At 52.0% G+C, this 19,447-nt stretch carries 15 protein-coding genes; 7 read left to right on the top strand and 8 right to left on the bottom strand.

Translation table 11 applies throughout. The features are described from left to right. Window positions 1–4: 4 nt before the first annotated feature. The 6 genes from ACO1NT_RS16950 to ACO1NT_RS16925 all read right to left on the bottom strand — a co-directional run bounded on the left by ACO1NT_RS16950 (window position 5) and on the right by ACO1NT_RS16925 (window position 6,347). The gene (locus ACO1NT_RS16950) at window positions 5–865 is read right to left on the bottom strand and encodes an ROK family protein (RefSeq protein ID WP_449049926.1); all 861 of its coding nucleotides are present in this window, start codon (window positions 863–865) and stop codon (window positions 5–7) included. After that, window positions 852–1,952 carry a chorismate synthase gene (gene aroC / locus ACO1NT_RS16945; RefSeq protein WP_449049925.1) on the bottom strand — a complete coding sequence of 367 codons (1,101 nt, stop codon included), beginning with the start codon at window positions 1,950–1,952 and terminating at the stop codon, window positions 852–854. Before aroC ends, ACO1NT_RS16950 begins: the two co-directional genes overlap by 14 nt. A 71-nt stretch (window positions 1,953–2,023) precedes the next feature. Beyond that, window positions 2,024–3,280, bottom strand: a complete 1,257-nt coding sequence (aroA, locus tag ACO1NT_RS16940; RefSeq protein WP_449049924.1) for a 3-phosphoshikimate 1-carboxyvinyltransferase — start codon at window positions 3,278–3,280, stop codon at window positions 2,024–2,026. Beyond that, window positions 3,280–4,386, bottom strand: a complete 1,107-nt coding sequence (locus tag ACO1NT_RS16935; RefSeq protein WP_449049923.1) for a chorismate mutase — start codon at window positions 4,384–4,386, stop codon at window positions 3,280–3,282. The genes aroA and ACO1NT_RS16935 overlap by 1 nt, the downstream gene beginning before the upstream one ends. Before the next feature lie 61 nt (window positions 4,387–4,447). Further along, the gene (locus ACO1NT_RS16930) at window positions 4,448–5,272 is read right to left on the bottom strand and encodes a prephenate dehydratase (protein ID WP_449049922.1); all 825 of its coding nucleotides are present in this window, start codon (window positions 5,270–5,272) and stop codon (window positions 4,448–4,450) included. 292 nt (window positions 5,273–5,564) lie between these two features. Continuing rightward, window positions 5,565–6,347, bottom strand: coding sequence for a patatin-like phospholipase family protein (locus ACO1NT_RS16925; RefSeq protein ID WP_449049921.1), 783 nt, complete (start codon window positions 6,345–6,347; stop codon window positions 5,565–5,567). A gap of 89 nt (window positions 6,348–6,436) precedes the next feature. Here ACO1NT_RS16925 and ACO1NT_RS16920 point away from each other — a divergent pair, with 89 nt between their 5' ends. Then, complete coding sequence (locus ACO1NT_RS16920) at window positions 6,437–7,417, top strand: ABC transporter substrate-binding protein (RefSeq protein WP_449049920.1); 981 nt, start codon at window positions 6,437–6,439, stop codon at window positions 7,415–7,417. A gap of 24 nt (window positions 7,418–7,441) precedes the next feature. Here ACO1NT_RS16920 and ACO1NT_RS16915 read toward each other — a convergent pair whose 3' ends face one another. Continuing rightward, window positions 7,442–8,479 (bottom strand): LLM class flavin-dependent oxidoreductase, encoded by a 1,038-nt coding sequence (locus ACO1NT_RS16915; RefSeq protein WP_449049919.1) that lies wholly within the window; start codon window positions 8,477–8,479, stop codon window positions 7,442–7,444. A 153-nt stretch (window positions 8,480–8,632) separates the two neighbouring features. Between ACO1NT_RS16915 and ACO1NT_RS16910 the strand changes: the two genes are divergently transcribed. The 5 genes from ACO1NT_RS16910 (at window position 8,633) to ACO1NT_RS16890 (ending at window position 17,639) form a co-directional block, all read left to right on the top strand. Next, window positions 8,633–10,894, top strand: coding sequence for a DUF7133 domain-containing protein (locus tag ACO1NT_RS16910; RefSeq protein ID WP_449049918.1), 2,262 nt, complete (start codon window positions 8,633–8,635; stop codon window positions 10,892–10,894). A gap of 15 nt (window positions 10,895–10,909) precedes the next feature. Then, the gene (locus tag ACO1NT_RS16905; protein WP_449049917.1) at window positions 10,910–11,533 is read left to right on the top strand and encodes a bifunctional 4-hydroxy-2-oxoglutarate aldolase/2-dehydro-3-deoxy-phosphogluconate aldolase; all 624 of its coding nucleotides are present in this window, start codon (window positions 10,910–10,912) and stop codon (window positions 11,531–11,533) included. Between the two features lie 76 nt (window positions 11,534–11,609). Continuing rightward, entirely contained in the window at window positions 11,610–13,955 is a 2,346-nt protein-coding gene (locus tag ACO1NT_RS16900; protein WP_449049916.1) for a PSD1 and planctomycete cytochrome C domain-containing protein, read from the top strand. Between the two features lie 54 nt (window positions 13,956–14,009). Next, window positions 14,010–15,482 (top strand): DUF1501 domain-containing protein, encoded by a 1,473-nt coding sequence (locus ACO1NT_RS16895; protein ID WP_449049915.1) that lies wholly within the window; start codon window positions 14,010–14,012, stop codon window positions 15,480–15,482. 9 nt (window positions 15,483–15,491) lie between these two features. Then, window positions 15,492–17,639, top strand: coding sequence for a c-type cytochrome domain-containing protein (locus tag ACO1NT_RS16890; RefSeq protein WP_449049914.1), 2,148 nt, complete (start codon window positions 15,492–15,494; stop codon window positions 17,637–17,639). Between the two features lie 128 nt (window positions 17,640–17,767). Here ACO1NT_RS16890 and ACO1NT_RS16885 read toward each other — a convergent pair whose 3' ends face one another. Further along, entirely contained in the window at window positions 17,768–18,793 is a 1,026-nt protein-coding gene (locus ACO1NT_RS16885) for a LacI family DNA-binding transcriptional regulator (RefSeq protein WP_449049913.1), read from the bottom strand. Window positions 18,794–18,876: 83 nt separating this feature from the next. On the opposite strand from ACO1NT_RS16885, the gene ACO1NT_RS16880 reads away from it, so the two are divergent. After that, window positions 18,877–19,447, top strand: a 571-nt coding sequence (locus tag ACO1NT_RS16880) for a sugar phosphate isomerase/epimerase family protein (RefSeq protein ID WP_449049912.1), incomplete at its 3' end; no start/stop codon positions are given.

Genomic DNA, 19,447 nt, shown 5'->3' with positions numbered 1-19,447 from the left:
TTGGCTACGCAAATTGTGCCGCCGCTCCGATTAATGATGCGTGTTCACCCAATTGGCTTATCCGGATATCGAAACGCTCGAATGCAGTTGGATTGAATGCCCGGAAAATATCCCACGCTTTAGCAATGTTGCCACCTATAATAAGCCTATCGGAAGCCTCTCTTTCACTAAAAAATTGGATGAAATGGAGTAGATGGTCGCTATATTCCGCTAAGATGTCATGTATACAGGAATGGCTATCTCTTAAAGCTAACAACCCCCGCAGACCGGAAACCTCGATGCCGTGTTTGGCTGCTTCTCGCACAAACCAGCGTGTCACCAAGTATTCCTCCCTATTGCTATCGAGATAGGGAGCTTTCCACAGATCGGCGTCAACGGCATTGTTCCCCCGTTCCCACACCGCGCTACCCAATCCGGTGCCCAAGGTGAGGCCAAGTACCTTGGGGTAGCCGTTATGTCCGCCAGCAAACACTTCGCCCTGTAGGAATGCCGCAGCGTCGTTGATAAAACGAATATCAACACCGTTTACCCCGATTCGCTCCGCAAGCTCCATCCGGATGTCCATTCCGTACAAGTTGTCATATTTATCCTGGCCCTGCATGCGCGAAATGCCGTTTTCATAATCAAATGGCCCAGGTATGGCGATCCCAACCAAAGGTCTTGCTAGCACCGGACCATTCCCTAGAACGCCGACCAACGGGCCTGACCAGGCGGATAAAATCGATTTAGCAACAGCGTGTGAGTTAACGGAATGTCTAATGGTGGATTCAGCAATCACTTGCCAATCGTGGGTATTTACCACGGCGGCGGTAATATGGGTACCCCCAATATCTGCGGCGACTACGAAGGGGCTATTTTGGGTCATGAATTCGGTTTTTGAGTAAATGGTCGGCCAAGACGAGTGCAGCCATCGCTTCTACGATGATGACCGCCCGCGGTACCACACAGGGGTCGTGTCTGCCTTTGCCGGTGATTTCACTGGTTTCTCCCGACTGGTCAACCGTTTGTTGTGGGCGCATGATGGTAGCCACGGGCTTAAACGCTACGCGGAAGGTGATATCCATGCCGTTGGAAATCCCCCCTTGGATACCGCCCGAGAAATTCGTCAGCGTTTTCAGCCCTTTGGCATTATGCGCTGGGTTAACGAAGATGTCGTTGTGCTCCGATCCTTGCATCTCCGAACCGGCGAACCCCGATCCGTATTCGAAACCATGGACAGCATTGATACTGAGCATGGCTTTTGCCAGGTCGGCGTGCAGTTTATCGAAAACAGGTTCGCCTAGCCCCACCGGCACCTGTTGGATGACCACGCTGATGCGCCCGCCCACCGTATCGCCGGCTTTGCGTATGCCGTCTATGAAATCGATCATCTCATTGGCCGTAGCCGGGTCGGCGCAACGAGCGATATTACTTTCTCGGATACGGATGAGTTCATTAATAGGTAGCGGTTCCAGATTCGGCGCTTCGATTTTGCCGACTCCTGAGACGTGTGCAAAAATCTGGACCCCCGCCTGTGCGAGGAGACTCTTTGCCACCGCGCCCGCCGCTACCCGCGCGGCTGTCTCCCGTGCGGATGAACGACCGCCGCCGCGGTAGTCTCGGATACCATATTTTATTTGGTAAGTATAGTCGGCATGCGATGGACGGTATTTATCCTTGATATGCGAGTAGTCCTTAGACCGCTGGTCCTCATTTGGAATGAGCATGGCTAAGGGGGTGCCCGTGGTTTTGCCCTCAAACACGCCCGAGAGTATCTGGGCCGTATCACTCTCTTTGCGTTGCGTGGTGATTTTAGACTGTCCCGGACGACGCTTATCCAATTCGGACTGGATGAATGATTCGTCGATGGTGATATTAGCCGGGCAGCCGTCAATGATCACGCCGATTGCTTTGCCGTGCGACTCGCCGAAAGTGGTTATACGAAATACATCTCCAAATGAGTTCCCTGCCATACTGATTGTTGATTTACGATTGCCGATTTACGATTTGGCATATGCCGAATTCCATCAATCGCTTTTGGGGGCTAAGATATAACAAATCCCTGTTGTTTCAAATGTTTCCAGAAATCGGGATATGATTTTTCCACCACATCCGGTTCATTAATCTGCACCCCATCGAATAACAATGCCAGTGGAGCAAAGGCCATGGCCATACGGTGGTCCTCATAGGTGTCGATGGCCAGGTTGCCTGGCCGGAACAATCCTTCGGTACGGAGGTGGCATGCCGCGCCATCTTCCACCAATTGTACCCCGATTTTACCAAGTTCAGCCTGTAATGCAGCTATCCGATCGGTTTCTTTGATCCGGAGCGTATGCAAGCCGGTAAATGAAAGGTTGCGCCGTTGTGCGGCAGCACAAACGATAACGGTTTGCGCCAGGTCGGGGCAGGCCGTGAAATCGAGCTCTTTTATAGGTTCAGCATTACTTGTTGAAGCTTTCTGGATGCGTAGTCCCCCGTTTTCGAATGTAGACAGTACACCGAAATGAGCCATGATGGATGCAATAGCCGCATCCCCCTGGAGGCTGTTTTTCTTCAAATTGGGAAGAAACAGGTCGGCTTTCTCTGCCAGTGCCACCATGGCATACCAATAGGATGCCGCGCTCCAATCGGGTTCAACGACCAGTCGGCAATGTTCGGCGCGTTGTGGTGCGACAGATATGGTATCACCCATCCATCGGTGCGAGATTCCCGCTTCTGCCAGCATGTCAAGTGTCATGGTGAGATAGGGACGGGAGGTGAGCTCACCTTCAATCTGCAGTTCCAATCCGTTAGGTAGCGCACTGCCGATAAGTAATAATGCCGACAAATACTGGCTGCTCACATTACCTTTTATACGTACCGAGGTGGCCCGTTGCGTCAATCCACCTTGGATGGTGAGCGGAGGAAAGCCCGGCTGCTCCGCATATTGGATGCTAGCGCCTAATGTTTTCAGTGCTTCCACCAACATGCCGATGGGCCGTTGCTTCATCCGCTCACTTCCCGTGAGGTGGTAACGGCCTTCCACAATCGTTAAATAGGCCGTTAGAAACCGCATAGCTGTGCCGGCGGGTCCAATATCGATCCGTGTTTCGGAACCGGGGGCCGCAGTGGCTACATTTGCGAGCGCCCGCTGCAACGTTACGGTATCGGCAGCCTCCGAGAGGTTTTCGATGGTGACCTTACCGTCGCTGAGCGCTTCGATGATCAACGCCCGGTTACTCTCGCTTTTGGAACCCGTTAATGGCACCGTGCCGCTGAGCGATCGGGTAGTGTGGGAAAGCGTGATTGCCCGATTCGCCATTATGCCTCCGCTGCAGGTGTGGTGTTCATGATTTCATTCTGCTTGCGGATGGATTCGTTGTGGATAAGCTCCAACAGCTTTACGGTAAAGTCCTTGTCCAGTTTAAGGGCTTGTGCTACGTTGCTGCGTTTGTGGATGATTTCATCCCATCGGCTTACCTGGAGGATGGTCACATTGTTGTCGCGCTTATACTCACCGATTTTCTCAACGATTTTCATCCGATCACTCAGGATTTTGATGATTTGGTCGTCAAGCTTGTCGATTTCTTTCCGGAATCCGGCCAATTTGTCTTCGAATACCGGATCGTTAGACTCGGCATGGCGAGCGACGAGGTTGGTAATGATTTCGGCAAGTGCCTGTGGGGTCACCTGTTGTTTCGCATCGGTCCATGCCACGGACGGATCGATATGCGATTCGATGATGAGTCCCTGCATATCCATGTCCAATGCTTTTTGTGCAATATAAGGGATCAATTCGCGATTGCCGCAGATATGGCTGGGGTCGTTGATTACCGGAAGGTCGGGTACCATGGTCTTCAATTGGATGGCCAGGTCCCACATGGGTTCGTTGCGGAAGGCCGTTTTCTCGTAAGAGGAGAAGCCACGGTGTATGGCGCCCAGCTTTTTGATACCCGCGCGGTTTATGCGTTCAAGGGCACCAAGCCACAGCGACAGGTCGGGATTGACCGGGTTTTTGACTAATACCGGTACATCGACGCCTTTGAGGGCATCGGCGATTTCTTGCACGGTGAAGGGATTGGCGGTGGAACGGGCACCGACCCAAAGGATATCGACGCCGGCAGCGAGTGCTTCCTCTACGTGCTTGGCAGTTGCGACCTCCGTGGTGATGGGAAGGCCGGTTTCCTCCTTCGCTTTGCGCAGCCATTGGAGGCCGATGCTTCCGATGCCCTCGAATTCGCCGGGGCGCGTGCGTGGTTTCCAGATACCTGCACGAAGTACATTCACTTTGCCGGTATTGGCCAGCAAGTGGGCGGTGGCTAACACTTGTTCTTCCGTTTCCGCACTACATGGACCAGCGATGACCAATGGAAGGTCGCCGGTATCGATCCATGAATTTAAGGGTACAATGTCTAATGTCTGCTTCATCGTTTTTTTGTTTTTTTATTCTTTGATTCTTGTTTTTTGCTCTTTGGGTTATACTTTCCGATCAAACCTTATCATTCTTTACATACTCGCCCATGATGTTAAAGTTGTTGGTGTGTTTCAACACCCGGCGTATGGCGGCTTCGTAGTCTGCTTGGTCCCGCCATTCCACATCCACGTAAAAATCATACTCGTTGCGTTTGCCCAGCACAGGCATAGACTGTATCCGGCTTAGGTTGATGTTTCGTTCGGCAAAACATTGCAGTACGTTAGAAAGCGACCCTACGCCATTGCCGGTCTGGAAAGAGAGTGATGCTTTATTGACACCTGTTTTTTCGGTCGCTTTTCTGGCAAGGATCAGAAAACGGGTGTAGTTTTTCTTATTGGTTTCTATACGGCGTTCCAGGATATCCAAGCCATATAGCTTTGCCGACAGCTGGTTGGCAATGGCTGCCGTATCCCTTAATTGCAGTTCGCTTACTTTCTTGGCGCTACCGGCCGTATCTTCACCTTCGGTAACTTTGAACTGCGGGTTTTCTTCGAGGTAATCACTGCACTGCTGTAGGGCAATGGGGTGTGACTCGACAAACCTGATATCTTGTATGGTGGTGCCTGGCGTAACCAGCAGATGTAGTTTGACGTGTAAATACACTTCACCGATGATAGGAAAACGGTAGTCGCGCAATAAACTATGGTTAGGTAGCAAGCCACCGGCTATGGAGTTTTCTATAGCCATAACCACATGGTCTACGTCACCTTGCTTAAGCAATTCGCAGGTTTTTTTAAACGACTCACATTCAACCGTTTCGATGTCGTCACCGAAATATTTGTAAGCCGCTTCTTCGTGGAAACAACCTCTAATACCTTGTATGGCTACTTTTATGCTCATGTTCTATTTATCGTGGACAAAAAAAGTCCCGGCTTTTTTGCCGGGACTTTTCTTACATTTATAGCTTGTTTCGTTATGAATGCATATCAATCCCGGCTTTCACTGCTAAAGTAAAAGAAACCAAAAAACCAGTATGCATTGTTCCGTGTTAACATGTTCTTTGTTTGACGTGCCAAATGTACATTTTTTTTCATTACTGTCAATGAAAAAATAAAAAATGTTGTGCCGAGGCTGCTTTGTAACCCAAGTACGCGTAAATTGAAGCATGCCGACAAGCTATTTAGCCCATCGGTTACTGTTTGTCGAGAAACCGGGACGAATACGTATATACGTATTCGTAGATATCCATTAACTCTTTCTTGCCGAACATGCTGAATCTCAACATACCGGGTGGTTCCAAGAATAGGTCGCACTTTTGTGCACTCTCTGCCACGGACCGCCCAATGGCAAGATGGGTTATCCGGTCAAGTATCTTAGCCGGCGTGGGTTTTTCCGGCATGGTTTGATCCGGTGCGTTTACGTGTACGCCAATGAGGGTCTTGCATTGCCCAATTAGCGGCGTAACGGGCAGGTTATCGAGAATGCCGCCGTCATAGTAAACGGACTCATCGCGTTTTACGGAAGGAAACAGCAATGGTATGCTTGAAGAAGCCAGCAGCGCATCATCCAGTTTGCCCGAATGGAAGTGCTCGGTCTGTCCCGACAGAAAGTTAGTGGCCGATACGTGGAGCGGGATCTTCAGCGACTCAAACGTGTTTTGGGGAATGTATTTCTGGATAAGCCGCGAAAGGAAATGGTTGTCCACGAAGCCCGAAGTACGCAGGCGGAAACTCAATGCTGGGAACAGGTTGTTTTCCTTCACAATGCGCAACATCTCTTCGATCGTATAGCCGGAAGCGTAAAAAGCTCCGACAATGGCTCCCATGCTGCATCCGGAAATAATCGAAGGCTTGTAGCCATGTTCCTCAAGAGCCTTGATAGCGCCGAGATGACCAATACCCCGTAATCCCCCACCCGAAAGTACAAGACCCACCTTGTGCGACCGCCCCCATCGTTTCTTGAAATTGAAGACCATTTCGCAACGTTACGAATTTTAGGCGATTGTAGGGGTATATTTTGACAACGCGCATGTAGATACTGTACATTTTCGCTAATTTTGCTTCTATGCTTAGAAAATACCACGCCCTCATAACGATATTCCTGGGTGGTCTCGTCATCATTGCCTGTCAGTCGCCCACAAAACAAAAAGGCATTCCTGTCATCGGCTTTGTCGAAGCTTTTGAAGACGCTACCATTTCCCAATCGCGTTTAGGCTTTATGGATGCATTGGCCGATAGTGGGTATAGCGAAGCTGATGGCACGGTAGCCATCATCCATCGAAATGCACAAGGCGACGCGGCCACGCTTAACCAGATCATCAGCTATTTCAATAGCAAGGAGGTGAACCTCATCGGTACCAGTACTACGTTGGCGACTATTGCGGCCGTGCAACGTGGCAACGATATACCCATATTCCAGACCGTTACCGCCATGCCGGATATTTTGGGGTTGTTGGCGGCCGACGGTGCAGCCCCCGATAACCTGTTCGGTACGGGCGAGAACCTGAATTATATCGATACGTCCTTTACCCTTATCGCGGAAACGGTGAAGCCGAAGGGGGAGCAGCTAACCGTTGGCATGATTTATAACCAATCTGAGCCGCAGTCGCTGGAAGCGTATGAACGGATTGCGGCGTTAGCAGATAGTATGAAAGTGCAATTGGTGGCATTACCGCTCAATTCGTCAGCCGAAGCCCAACTGGTTGTCCGGTCATTATTGGGCAAAAATATCGATGCCTTTTTTGCCAATCCGGACAATACCGTGTTCGCGGCGTTTGAAACCATTCTGAAAAACTGCAATGATCATGCGGTACCCGTATTTACCAGCGAATCAGGCTTGGTAGCGAGGGGTGCCGTGGCCGCGTTTGGGGCCGATATTTATCAATGGGGGTATCAAAGTGGTGCGCAGGCTGCCCGATATCTTGCCAGCGGATCGACCGATGGTCTGCAAGTGGAGATGCTCCATGTGCGGAAACGTGTATACAACGCCGAAGCGGCTGAGCGCTTCGGCTATGCATTCCCGGATACATTTGAGAAGATCAAATAAAGCGATTGATCATCCCTGGGCCCCTTACTTGCCACCCAGGGCGGCCCTTATTTTGGGCGCGATTTCGTTACCGTAGATTTCAATGGATTTCATCAGGTCTTTATGGGCCGGCGCACCTATATCCATATGTGCCGCAAACCGTGTCAATCCAAATAACTCCTGCATGTACAAGATTTTATCCACCATCGCATCGGGCTCGCCGATGAACAGGGCTCCGTGTTTGGATTTACCGAAGTCGAATTGGCTGCGTTGGTAGGGTGGCCAGCCACGGGATCTGCCTACTCGGTCCATCTGTGCAGCATATAAGGGGTAGTAATTGCTGCTCAGTTTTTGATCGTCGTCTCCAAATAAGGCATGGGAGTGGATGCCGACGCGGAATTTGGAAAGATCATGGCCATGCTCGATATAGGTTTTCCTATAGAGCTCGAAGAGTGGCTTAAACTGTGCCGGCGATCCACCGATGATGGCAATCATCAACGGTAAACCCAATTTGCCCGCCCTGACGACCGACTGCGGGGTCCCGCCCACTGCTATCCATATGGATAGGTCGTTGTTGGTTGCCCTGGGCAGCACCTCTTGGTCATCAAGCGCGGCCCTGAATTTGCCACTCCATGTAACCCGTTCATTATTATTGATAGCAAGGAGCAAGTCTAACTTTTCAGTAAATAACGCCTCATAATCTTGCAGGTTGTACCCGAACAAAGGGAACGATTCGATGAAGCTACCCCTGCCAGCCATCAGTTCCGCGCGCCCCCCAGACAATAGATCGACCATCGCGAAATTCTGGTAGAGTTTCACGGGGTCGGAAGAACTGATTACCGATACGGCACTGCCCAGCTTGATGCGTTTCGTTACCGATGCTGCAGCGGCCAATATGATTTGGGGGCTGGGTACCGCGTAATCGGGACGATGGTGCTCGCCGATACCGAAATAGTCCAGCCCTACCTCATCCATCAACTTGATTTCCTCGATGATTTCCTGAAGCCGCCGCTGTGTTGACAGAAACTTACCTGTCGTCGGGTCCACCGGCAGATCCCCAAACATACTGATACCTAATTCCATAATTATCCTCCGTTTGCTACAAAAGTAGGGAAGATGTTTCGTTGGAAGCATTGTCCTAGGTTAAGAAATGTGCAGTAAGCAACGTTTATAAAAAATGTTAGCTTTGCGAAGCGATTGGTAATTTGCGAATTGTCTTGATATTTTTAGAATTTGATGCAGATTTGTAGGGTGAGCACTAGTCCGTTTGCCATTTTCTTGTATTTTACGATTTTAATTTGTGCCTTCACGGGTTGTCGTCGGGGGAGGGATCAGCCGTTGAGTCCCGCAGCTTCCTTGAAAGCCATGGAAGTCGAGGCGGGTTTCAAGGTGGAGTTGGTGGCGGCCGAACCGCTTGTGGCTGCACCTGTGGCGATGACATTTGATGAAAAGGGTAGGATTTGGGTGGTGGAGATGGATGGTTATATGCCCGATACGTTGGGCCATGGCGAAAACGCTCCTGTGGGCCGTATCGTTATCCTCGCAGACGAAGACGGTGATGGCATGATGGACAACAGGGATGTTTTCCTCGATTCGCTGGTGATGCCGCGGGCGATATGCCTTGTCGATAGTGGCCTGCTCGTTGCGGTGCCCCCCAGGCTGTGGTTTTATGAGATCAGCGGCGATCGGGCTGTTGGCCGTACGTTGGTAGACAGTGCCTATGCCGAGGGTGGCAATGTGGAGCATCAGCCCAATGGCCTTTTACGGGGCTTGGATAATTGGATTTATAGCGCGAAATACGACTGGCGATACCGCCAGTTTCCCGATGGTGATTGGCGGAAGGAGAAAACCCATTTCCGTGGGCAGTGGGGGATTAGTCAAGACGATTGGGGCAGGCTGTATTACAACGATAACTCGAGCAATCTGTCGGGCGATTACTTTCCGCCTGGCCTGGGTTCGGGCAATCCGAACCAACGCAAAGTTTCGGGATATCGTGAAACCATTGTGTCGGATACCCGGGTCTATCCATTGCACCCCACCACCGGTGTAAATCGGGGATATATGGACGGGATCCTGGATAGCACGGGGCGGTTGGTGAATTTTACCGCCGCTTGCGGCCCGTTGGTTTACCGGGGTGGGTTATTCCCCGGTATCAACGCATTCGTCGCGGAGCCCGCTGCCAATCTGATTAAACGGAACATATTGGTTGAAAAAGGCTATCGGATATCAGGAGAGCAAGCCTATCAGGGGCGGGAATTCTTGGCGAGCAATGACGAGCGATTCCGTCCCGTGAACCTTTATGATGGGCCCGATGGAGCGTTGTATGTGGTCGATATGTACCGCGGCATTATCCAGCATAGTACGTACCTTACCCCTTACCTGAAGAAGGAAATTGAAACACGCGGCTTGTCCCTTCCTCTCGGTATGGGAAGAATTTATCGGATTTTGCCTAAGGACGTCGAAACAAATTGGACGACGATGCCGCGGGATGTGGATTCATTGGTTGCGTTGTTGGGGCATGCCAATGGATGGGTAAGGGACAAGGCCCAGCATGTACTGGTCGATAGGCGGGCTACGGACGTAGTTGGCAAACTGCGCAAAATCTTGCATAGCGGGCATAATCCTTTACAGGTTGCACATGCGCTGTGGACGCTGGAGGGACTTCTGCAACTGACCTTGGCCGATATCCAAACCGTGTTGGAACGCCCGCAATGGCAACTACGCGCACAAGCCATTGCGGCAACGGTATCGTTGGCCCCGACTGTTCCCCAAAATGGGTTGGCCGAATTGATAACCGCTCACGTTTCCAACCGCGATACGTTATTGATGCCATACGCGGCCCTGGCCCTGGCTGCATTTACGGATTTCGAGGGCCCAACGAGCAAACGTTGGGCCATAGAACATCCAGGCGACAAGTACTTGGCCGATGCCCTGATCAGTGGTCTCGGCGGAAGGGAGCGATTGTTCCTAACGGAAATGGTAAACCGATTGCCCGATACGGCCTCCATGTTGTATCGCCGCCTTTCAACCGTGGTGAACGAGCTGATGGCTGTCGAAACACAGGGAAATCAGCGGCTGCTGGCCAAGCGATATCCACAAGGCATGGCACTATTTCAGAATACCTGCCAACCATGCCACGGCGAAGATGGGCGGGGCGTTTCGCCGATAGCCCCGCCGCTAGCCGGGTCGGAATGGGTGAAAGGGAACAAACAGCGGCTGATGTCCCTGGTGTTATACGGTCTCACCGGTCCCGTAGTTGTGGCCGGGCATACTTACGAAGCACCCGAGGTAAGCGGAGAGATGCCGGGGCTTGCCCATAACTCGACTGTCGACGACGCTGAACTTGCGCAGTTATTGAGTTATATCCGGAATGCTTGGGGCAACGCCGCAGGTGATGAGGTGCTGCCAGAAGAATTGGGAGTCATTCGGGCGAGGTTCGGTAAACGTACTGAGCCGTTTACGCAAGGCGAGTTGCATCAATTGTTTGGAAAAGATTAACTATTATTGTCAATCATGTCTACGTTAGCCAAAATTAAAGCACATCGACTCATTGCGATCGTCAGGGGGCTTGCACCCGAAGATGTACTGCCTGTGGCAGAGGCACTCTATGTCGGGGGGATACGCTTGCTAGAGGTGACGATGAACTCTGCGGAACCGCTGGCGGCGATTCGTTCGGTAAACAACGCACTGGGCGGGCGGATGGTTATTGGTGCCGGTACGGTACTCGATGCCCGTATGGCGGAAGCCGCCGTATCGGCGGGCGCCCGGTTTGTGTTGTCACCTGTCGTGGCGATCGAGGTTGTCGAGGCGGTTAAAGCATTGGGCGCGGTTGCCATACCGGGAGCGTACACCGCGACCGAAATCTTTACTGCCTATAAATACGGTGCGGACATTGTTAAAGTGTTCCCGGCTACGTCACCGGCGTACATCAAAGACCTTGCTGGCCCATTGCCACAGATACCGCTGCTGCCCACCGGTGGGATTACGCCCGAAAATGTCAGTGATTATCGTCGGGCGGGCGCCGTTGGCTTTGGCGTGGGTAGTGCATTGGTGGATACGAAGCAGCCCATAACCCCGCAATACCTGCAGCAGATCACTGAAAAAGCCCGGCGGTTCGTAGCGGCGCTTGCTGATTAATTAATTTTATCGGTTTAGCATTGGTCGTTTCCGAAAGTTTGGTTAAATTTGGCTGGCATACCAGTATAAATCGACGATGCAGCGCTTTCTTTCACTGAAATGGTTTATAGGTACCGCAATCATCTTGGTTGCGTTGGTACTCTCTGGGTATTTTTACACTGCCCGTAAGTCCCACGGGTTGGGCAGTTCGGCGCTGCCGGCTGTGGTCGATTATAATTTCCACATCCGTCCTATCCTTTCCGACAAGTGTTTTGCATGCCATGGCCCGGATAAGAATGCACGGGAGGCCGACCTAAGGCTCGATACGGAAGAGGGGGCTTATAAGGCGTTGGTGGAAACGGCGGGTATGCATGCCATTGTGCCCGGCCACCCCGACCGGAGTGAGGCCTACCGGCGTATTACAAGCGAAGATGAAACCATGCGCATGCCGCCGGTGTCTTCCAACCTGGCCTTAAGCGGCCGCGAGGTGAGGCTTATCGAACGGTGGATTGAACAGGGCGCGGTATACAAACCCCACTGGGCATTCATCCCGCCGGAGAAGGCGGCCATACCCGACGCGGGCGACAGCGGTTGGCCGGCAAATGAAATAGACCATTTCGTACTGGCCCGCATGGAGGAAATCGGATTCAAGCCCAATGCGGAGGCTGAAAGGCATCACTTACTGCGACGGGTGAGTTTTGACCTCACCGGTTTGCCGCCTACCGAGGAACAGCTACAGCGATTCCTGAGCGATAAATCGGCGAATGCCTACGAAAAGATGGTTGACGAGTTGATGGCGATGCCCGCTTACGGCGAGCGCATGGCGATGCATTGGCTCGATGTGGCGCGCTATGCGGATTCATATGGTTACCAAGATGATGACATCCGTACGCAATGGCCGTGGCGTGATTGGGTCATCCATGCATTCAACGAGAACATGCCTTATGATCGGTTTGTGACTTGGCAGCTGGCTGGCGATATGTTGCCGGAGGCAACGAAAGAGCAGATATTGGCATCGGCATTCAATAGAAATCATAAAATCACCGAGGAGGGCGGGGTTATCGAGGAGGAATACCGCGTGGCGTATGCTATTGATAAGACCAACACGTTCAGCAAGGGCATCCTTGGGATTACCATGGAATGTGCCCAATGCCATGATCACAAATATGATCCGTTCTCGCAAAAGAACTATTTCCAATTGTATGCGTTTTTCAACAACTCCTTGGAGAAAGGCTTGGAAGGATTGGTGAATTCGGGTCCATCGAAAACCCCGCGTCTTACCATCACGCAGCACGATGTGGAAAGCATCCTGCGATTCATCAACAAAGGGGATGATACTTCGGCGGTATCGGTATCCGTCATGGGCGAGCGCGACGAGGTACGGCCCACATTTATCTTGGACCGCGGGCTTTATGATTCGCCCACTGAACGGGTGTATCCCGGCACACCGGAGGCAATCTTGCCCTTTGATAGCACAGCATATGAACCTAGCCGGCTTGGATTGGCCGAATGGGCATTCAGCAAGGAAAATCCGCTGACTGCACGCGTATTCGTAAACCAATTGTGGGCAATGGTCTTCGGGCGCGGCTTGGTTGCTACGGTAGCCGACTTCGGCAACCAAGGTGAATTGCCCAGCCACCCCGAATTATTGGATTGGCTTGCCACTGATTTCCGCGACAATGGCTGGGACGTGAAACGCTTGATGAAGCAGTTGGTCATTAGTGCTACCTACCGTCAATCCTCGCGCGTAACCGAGCGGCAACTAAACGAAGATCCGGAAAACATATACCTTACCCGTTCAAAACGATTGCGTCTGCCTGCCGAATCGATACGCGATCTGGCATTGGCAAGTAGTGGCTTGTTGAATACCGAGATCGGCGGCCCCAGCATAAAGCCCTACCAACCGGACGGCCTATGGGAGGTCACCAGTTCGGGGCGTGGCGCGTTGGCCAACTATGTGCAGGACCATGGCGACGACTTATACCGCCGCGGCATGTATGTGTTCATCAAATTGACCGTGCCGCCGCCCAACATGCTCATTTTCGATGCCAGTAACCGTGATATGTGCGAAGTAACGCGGCAACGCACCAATACCCCGCTCCAAGCGCTGGTGATGTTAAACGATCCGGTTATCCTTGAAGCGTCGCGTGTGCTTTCGGGAAGGCTGATGAAGCTGAAGCCCGGGGCGAAACCAGGTGCTTATATCGGGCAGGCATTCCGCCGCATACTTAGCCGCGATCCCAGCGAGAAGGAGTTGTCATTGATGGAAGATTATTACACGAGCGAGTTGGAACGGTATAATAACGCGCCGGATGCGGCGCAGGCGTTTTTGGCCGTGGGAGAGGCGCCGCAAGATAAAGCCGTACCCGTAGCGGAGCATGCCGCGTTAATGGCCGCTGTCCATGCCTTATATAATTTGGAAGAGGCGATTACGCGCACTTGATGTGTCTACGTAACGATTTGGAGATTTGAAGGCCTATCGGTAGCTGAAAAAAGCATGAAGAAAGATAATATGATTGCGAAGGAAGTGGAGCAAGCCAGTTTATTCCAGAACCGGCGGCAGTTTCTCGCGCGTTTAAGTGTGGGCATCGGAAGTGCTGCACTGGGGTCGTTGCTGATACCGGACCTTTTTTCGGGTAGTAGCACGGGTGGTGACCGCGCAGCGTCGATGCTTCCCCATTTTGCACCCAAGGCGAAGCGGGTGATTTACCTCTTCCAAAGCGGTGGCGTTTCCCAATTGGAGTCGTTCGATCCGAAGCCGAAGCTAAGGGAGATGATGGGCCAAGATCTTCCCGAATCGGTGCGTGGCGACCAGCGGCTTACGGGTATGACCGCAGGCCAGGCGACATTTCCGTTGGTGGGCTCCTATTATGACTTTGCGCAATACGGCAAAAGCGGCGCATGGGTAAGCAGCGTGTTCCCACACATGGGCAACGTAGTAGATGACCTGTGCATCATCCGGTCGTTACATACCGATGCCATTAACCACGACCCGGCCATCACTTTTTTCCAGACGGGTGCACAACAGGGCAACCGGCCTAGCATGGGTGCTTGGTTAAGCTACGGGTTGGGGAGTGAAAACCAGAACCTGCCTGCGTTTTGTGTGCTGGTATCTAAGGGGCGGGGCAATGGGCAGGGTGTCTATGCAAAGTTATGGACCAATGGATTCCTGGACTCCGTGCATCAAGGGGTACAGTTCATGGGTGGCCCCGATCCGGTACTTTACCTGAGTGATCCCGCAGGGACCGATCGCATGAGCCGTAGGGCGCTCTTTGATAAGTTGGCAGAACTGAATAGCATCCAATTCGATGCATTCGGCGACCCCGAGATTACGGCAAAAGTGCAACAATATGAAATGGCTTACCGGATGCAGACCTCCGTGCCTGAGGTGACCGACCTTTCGAACGAGCCGGACCATATCATCAAACTGTATGGACCCGATTGTCTGGTGCCCGGCACGTATGCCGCAAACTGCCTATTGGCACGTAAGCTTTCCGAGAACGGCGTTCGTTTTGTGCAACTTTACCATCAGGGGTGGGATCAGCATGGTGGCTTGCCCAGCGAGATGGCCATGCAAGCTAAAGATGTGGACCAGGCGTCGGCAGCGCTGATCACGGATTTGAAGCAACGGGGTCTGCTTGATGAGACCTTGGTTATCTGGGGCGGTGAATTCGGACGGACCAACTATTGCCAGGGTACATTGACCCACAATAACTATGGCCGGGACCATCATCCACGTTGTTTTAGCGTGTGGATGGCAGGTGGCGGAATTAAACCGGGCATCGTTTATGGTGAAACGGACGAGTTTGGATATAATATTGTCAAGGATCCGGTGCATGTGCACGATTTCCATGCCACCATCCTCCATCAGTTGGGATTGGACCACGAGAAACTCACCTATCGGCATTTAGGCCGAAGATACCGGCTTACGGACGTGGCAGGAACAGTGGTTAAGGATATACTGGTATAAGGATAGGAGATGAAGATTGTCCATTCCCTGCTGCTGAATCTGCTGGTTGGCCTCATTGTATTTATCGTGTTTTTCCTGGTCTTTGAACAAGCCATCGTTGTTCCGCCAGTATTGCAGGTATTGGGGCGCGCCCATCCGTTATTGTTGCATTTTCCCATCGTCTTGTTGGTGCTTTCATGGCTGTTGGCCTGTTTCGGCAACTGGTTCGCATTGCCGCCACAGACCGTCGGGCGGCTGGTATATGGCCTGCTTTTTGTCAGCGCTTGGACCGCAGCCATTACCGTGGTTGCCGGGTTGGTGCTTGCACAGGAAGGCGGGTATGAAGGGGGAGGTTTCCAATGGCATAAATGGATGGGGGTAGCCTTATGTTTCTTGGCGACCCTGTTGTTAATGTATCACCGCCGTGCGATTGGGGCCATGGGCCGATATCACATTTCATTTCAGGTGGGATTGAGTGTCTCGTTGGTGGTGTTGATCGTTGCCGGCCATTTTGGGGCCGCGTTGACCCACGGCGACGATTACCTTTTTGAGCCAGTACGCCGCAATCAACGAACGTTGGATGTCGAAACCGCAGTTGTGTTCCCCGATGTGGTTTACCCCATTTTGAAAGCGAAGTGCTTGAATTGCCACAGCAGTAGCAAAGCGAAAGGTGGACTTGTGTTGGCCGATACAGCTTCTTTGATGAAGGGGGGCGATAGCGGCCCGGCGGTGGTAAGAGGTTCGGTTACGGAAAGCCTTATCATTGAGCGGCTTCTGCTCGACCTCGACCATGAGCATCGGATGCCTCCCAAGGGAAAACCGCAGTTGACACCCGAAGAACTGGCATTGCTTCAAGCGTGGGTGGCTTCAGGAGCCAAATTCAATACACCATTGGCGGCGTTGCCCGCCGACGACACCATCCGCCGGCTGGCGACCATCCTTTATCCCGTAACGGAAGAGGTGTATGATTTCCCGGCTGCCGATGCCGATCTCATCAAGTCGTTAAACACCCCTTATCGTTTGGTCCGGCCGCTTGCCCAGTCATCGCCTGCCTTATCGGTAAGTTTTTTTGGTAAAACATTCTATTCAGCACAGTCCCTTCAGGCACTGGAGCAGATCGAGCAACAGGTTGTTTCGCTGACGCTTACTGGCATGCCCTTGGTTGCCGGCGACCGTGATGTGTTGGCGCACTTTAATAATTTGCGCGAATTGTCGTTAAATAATACGCCGGTGGATGACACGTGGAGCGATATGTTATCCGGCCTGCCGAAATTGCGTACGCTTAGTTTGAGTAGCACCGCGCTAACGGAAGCAGGCTTAGCTACCTTGCTGGCTGCGCCAGCCTTACGTACGATATATGTGTGGAATACAGCCATCGACACCACAGTGGTGGAAAGGCTTCAACAGCAATACCAGCATGTCCATATTGAACTGGGATATGTGGATGATGGGGAAACGGTGTTGCCGTTGAATGACCCGATCATCACGCCCCCGACAAAATTTTTCCGCGACAGCCTCCGGGTCACCTTGAGCCATCCGATACCGGGTGTGGTGTTGCACTATACCACCGATGGGAGCGAGCCTGACAGCCTTATAGCGCCAATTTATAAAGAGCCGTTTCCCATATCGGAAGTCACTTCCGTTCGTGTGAAAGGTTACAAATCGGGATGGATAGCCAGCAGGGAAGTCGCCCGGACGTTCCAACGCGCGGGTAGCGTTCCAAGCTCGGTGGCCTTATTAACACCGCCGAATCCCCAGTACAGTGCCAGGCGTGCCCATACGTTGTATGACCTTGAAAGCGGAGGGAATAACCATGCCGACGGGAAATGGCTGGGATTTCATGGCGAACCCATGATGGCCGTTTTATCATTTGATACCGCCACTGATATCCATACGGTCGGTATCAGCGTCAAGGAGAACTATGGTAGCCATATCTATCCGCCGCAACAGGTGGGCCTATGGGGAGGAGCGGATTCGGCAGACGCCCGATTACTCACCGAAATCCGTCTGGACCTGCCGGCTGCTGCTTCACCGACGCGCTTAGTGGAAATCCCGGTAACAGCAACCGATATCCGTTATTTGCGTGTGGAGGTGAAGCCTTATACGCCCATCCCCGAAGGCTATCCGGCGGCAGGCAACCCCGCTTGGATTTTCATCGATGAAATCATTGTCCGGTAAAATACAGCCGGCCAAGCCAAAAACCAAGTACATCGTTTGAATAGCCTCAAAACCCAACTTTTTTGGTGCCTTTCGAACCGACCCGTTAAAGTTTTACGAGGCCGGGCTCGTTTTGGGAAGGGCTTTCGCTACCTTTGTTTCTGACTGGAGAAGACCTGTAATTCGCAAGATGTTTTGACAAGTTGTGGCTGATATGCCGCTTGTGGGTGATTAACCAGATCAAGTAACAATGAACCGGCTTTTTGTCCGATTTCATAAGGTTGTTCTTTGAGTGAAGCAAGAGGGGGGCGTTCGAGGTATTGTATCACGGGGTTGGCGCCATAGCCAATCAGTTCGACGGAATCGGCTTTCGCCGCGAAATCCCGCCGCAGGCATTTCAGCGCATCGAGCATCACTTGGTCCTTGAAAGCGAGGATCGCGGTGGGCGGTTTGTCGAGCTGCATTAAACGTCGCGTCGCGTGAACGTTGCTGGCTTGTGTAAAGTCACTTTCTTGCACGAGCGATTTATCAAAAGGGATGTTATGTTGGATCAAACCATCCCGATAGCCCAAAAAGCGGTCGCGGCTGGTGGTCCAGTAAGAAGAAGCATTAATGCAGCCAATTCGTCGGTGCCCCCGCGATACGAAGTATGCGATGGCATCGATAGCGCCCGTATAGACGTCACTGCAAACGCAATGGTGCTCTTCGTTGATAGGCTTGCGCATGAAATATACAATTGGTGTGCCTGAGTTGACGAATTCATTGATATGGGTGGTGTCTACGGTCTCGCGTGATATTGCGATAATCAGCCCATCCACACGGTTGCTTTGCATGGTAATGAGGAGTTCCTTCTCTCGCCGGAGACTCTCGTGGCTTTGGCCGATAAGCACATTATAGCCATGGTCGTATGCAAATTTTTCGAACCCTTCTACCGCAGCCACATAGAAGTGGTCAAGCATGCTCGGTATGAGGATGCCCAATGTGAATGATTTCTGCTGCTTGAAACGGATCGCGCTTTGGTTTGGAACGAAGTGCAATTGCTTTGCTAGCTTTTTGACACGCTCTTTGGTGGTTACACCGATATTGGGATGATCCCGTAGCGCCTTGGACACGGTCGATGGCGAGAGCTTCAATGCCGATGCGATGTCTTTTAATGTAGCGCGCTTGTGGTCCATCAGGCAAATATAGTTAAAAAGCCGGAGTAAGCGGATACGGGAACAACATGGAATGAACGTATGATTTACTATAATTTAAATTAATGGAAACAAGAAGAACATTTATCCAGAAGGGTCTTTTAGGGGTGTCGGCGGCTACGGTGATGGGCCCATCTGCCGTACAGGCATTTTCCTCCAGTGGAGCTACCGGCGCGGTTGCCGCAGATCGGTTTGCGTTGGGAATTGCCGGTTACAGTTTTGTACATTTTGATATCGATGCGTCATTGGCGATGATGAAGCGAATGGACGTACATTTTCTGTGTATCAAAGATTTTCATCTTCCGCTTGACAGTACGGATGCCGAAATAGCGGCCTTTCACGAAAAATTGGCGGCATCTGGTGTAACGGGTTATGCCGTAGGGCCACTGTATATGACCAAAACCAAAGCCGAGATTGACAACGCCTTTGCGTATGCCAAACGTGTCGGGGTGAAATTGATGGTCGGCATTCCAAAAAAGGAAGATTTGGCGTATATTTCTGAAAAAACGGCCGAGTACGATATCCGGTACGCCATACATAACCACGGCCCCGAAGATAAACTGTATCCCAATGCCACGAGCGTTTTTGAGCTGGTGAAGGATTTGGACCCCCGAATGGGATTATGTTTCGATATGG

Source organism: Parapedobacter sp., assembly GCF_053550995.1.
The sequence above is the reverse complement of the archived record's forward strand: the minus strand, read 5'-3'. Positions and strand labels throughout refer to the sequence as shown.

What these genes read in the sequence shown, in the direction of transcription:
- ACO1NT_RS16900 (WP_449049916.1), top strand. Translation starts at nt 11,610, where the DNA reads ATGCAGCGCTTTCTTTCACTGAAATGGTTTATAGGTACCGCAATCATC.
- ACO1NT_RS16910 (WP_449049918.1), top strand. Translation starts at nt 8,633, where the DNA reads ATGCAGATTTGTAGGGTGAGCACTAGTCCGTTTGCCATTTTCTTGTAT.
- ACO1NT_RS16925 (WP_449049921.1), bottom strand. Translation starts at nt 6,347, where the DNA reads ATGGTCTTCAATTTCAAGAAACGATGGGGGCGGTCGCACAAGGTGGGT.
- ACO1NT_RS16950 (WP_449049926.1), bottom strand. Translation starts at nt 865, where the DNA reads ATGACCCAAAATAGCCCCTTCGTAGTCGCCGCAGATATTGGGGGTACC.
- ACO1NT_RS16885 (WP_449049913.1), bottom strand. Translation starts at nt 18,793, where the DNA reads ATGGACCACAAGCGCGCTACATTAAAAGACATCGCATCGGCATTGAAG.
- ACO1NT_RS16930 (WP_449049922.1), bottom strand. Translation starts at nt 5,272, where the DNA reads ATGAGCATAAAAGTAGCCATACAAGGTATTAGAGGTTGTTTCCACGAA.
- aroA (WP_449049924.1), bottom strand. Translation starts at nt 3,280, where the DNA reads ATGGCGAATCGGGCAATCACGCTTTCCCACACTACCCGATCGCTCAGC.
- ACO1NT_RS16895 (WP_449049915.1), top strand. Translation starts at nt 14,010, where the DNA reads ATGAAGAAAGATAATATGATTGCGAAGGAAGTGGAGCAAGCCAGTTTA.
- ACO1NT_RS16920 (WP_449049920.1), top strand. Translation starts at nt 6,437, where the DNA reads ATGCTTAGAAAATACCACGCCCTCATAACGATATTCCTGGGTGGTCTC.
- aroC (WP_449049925.1), bottom strand. Translation starts at nt 1,952, where the DNA reads ATGGCAGGGAACTCATTTGGAGATGTATTTCGTATAACCACTTTCGGC.
- ACO1NT_RS16905 (WP_449049917.1), top strand. Translation starts at nt 10,910, where the DNA reads ATGTCTACGTTAGCCAAAATTAAAGCACATCGACTCATTGCGATCGTC.
- ACO1NT_RS16935 (WP_449049923.1), bottom strand. Translation starts at nt 4,386, where the DNA reads ATGAAGCAGACATTAGACATTGTACCCTTAAATTCATGGATCGATACC.
- ACO1NT_RS16915 (WP_449049919.1), bottom strand. Translation starts at nt 8,479, where the DNA reads ATGGAATTAGGTATCAGTATGTTTGGGGATCTGCCGGTGGACCCGACG.
- ACO1NT_RS16890 (WP_449049914.1), top strand. Translation starts at nt 15,492, where the DNA reads ATGAAGATTGTCCATTCCCTGCTGCTGAATCTGCTGGTTGGCCTCATT.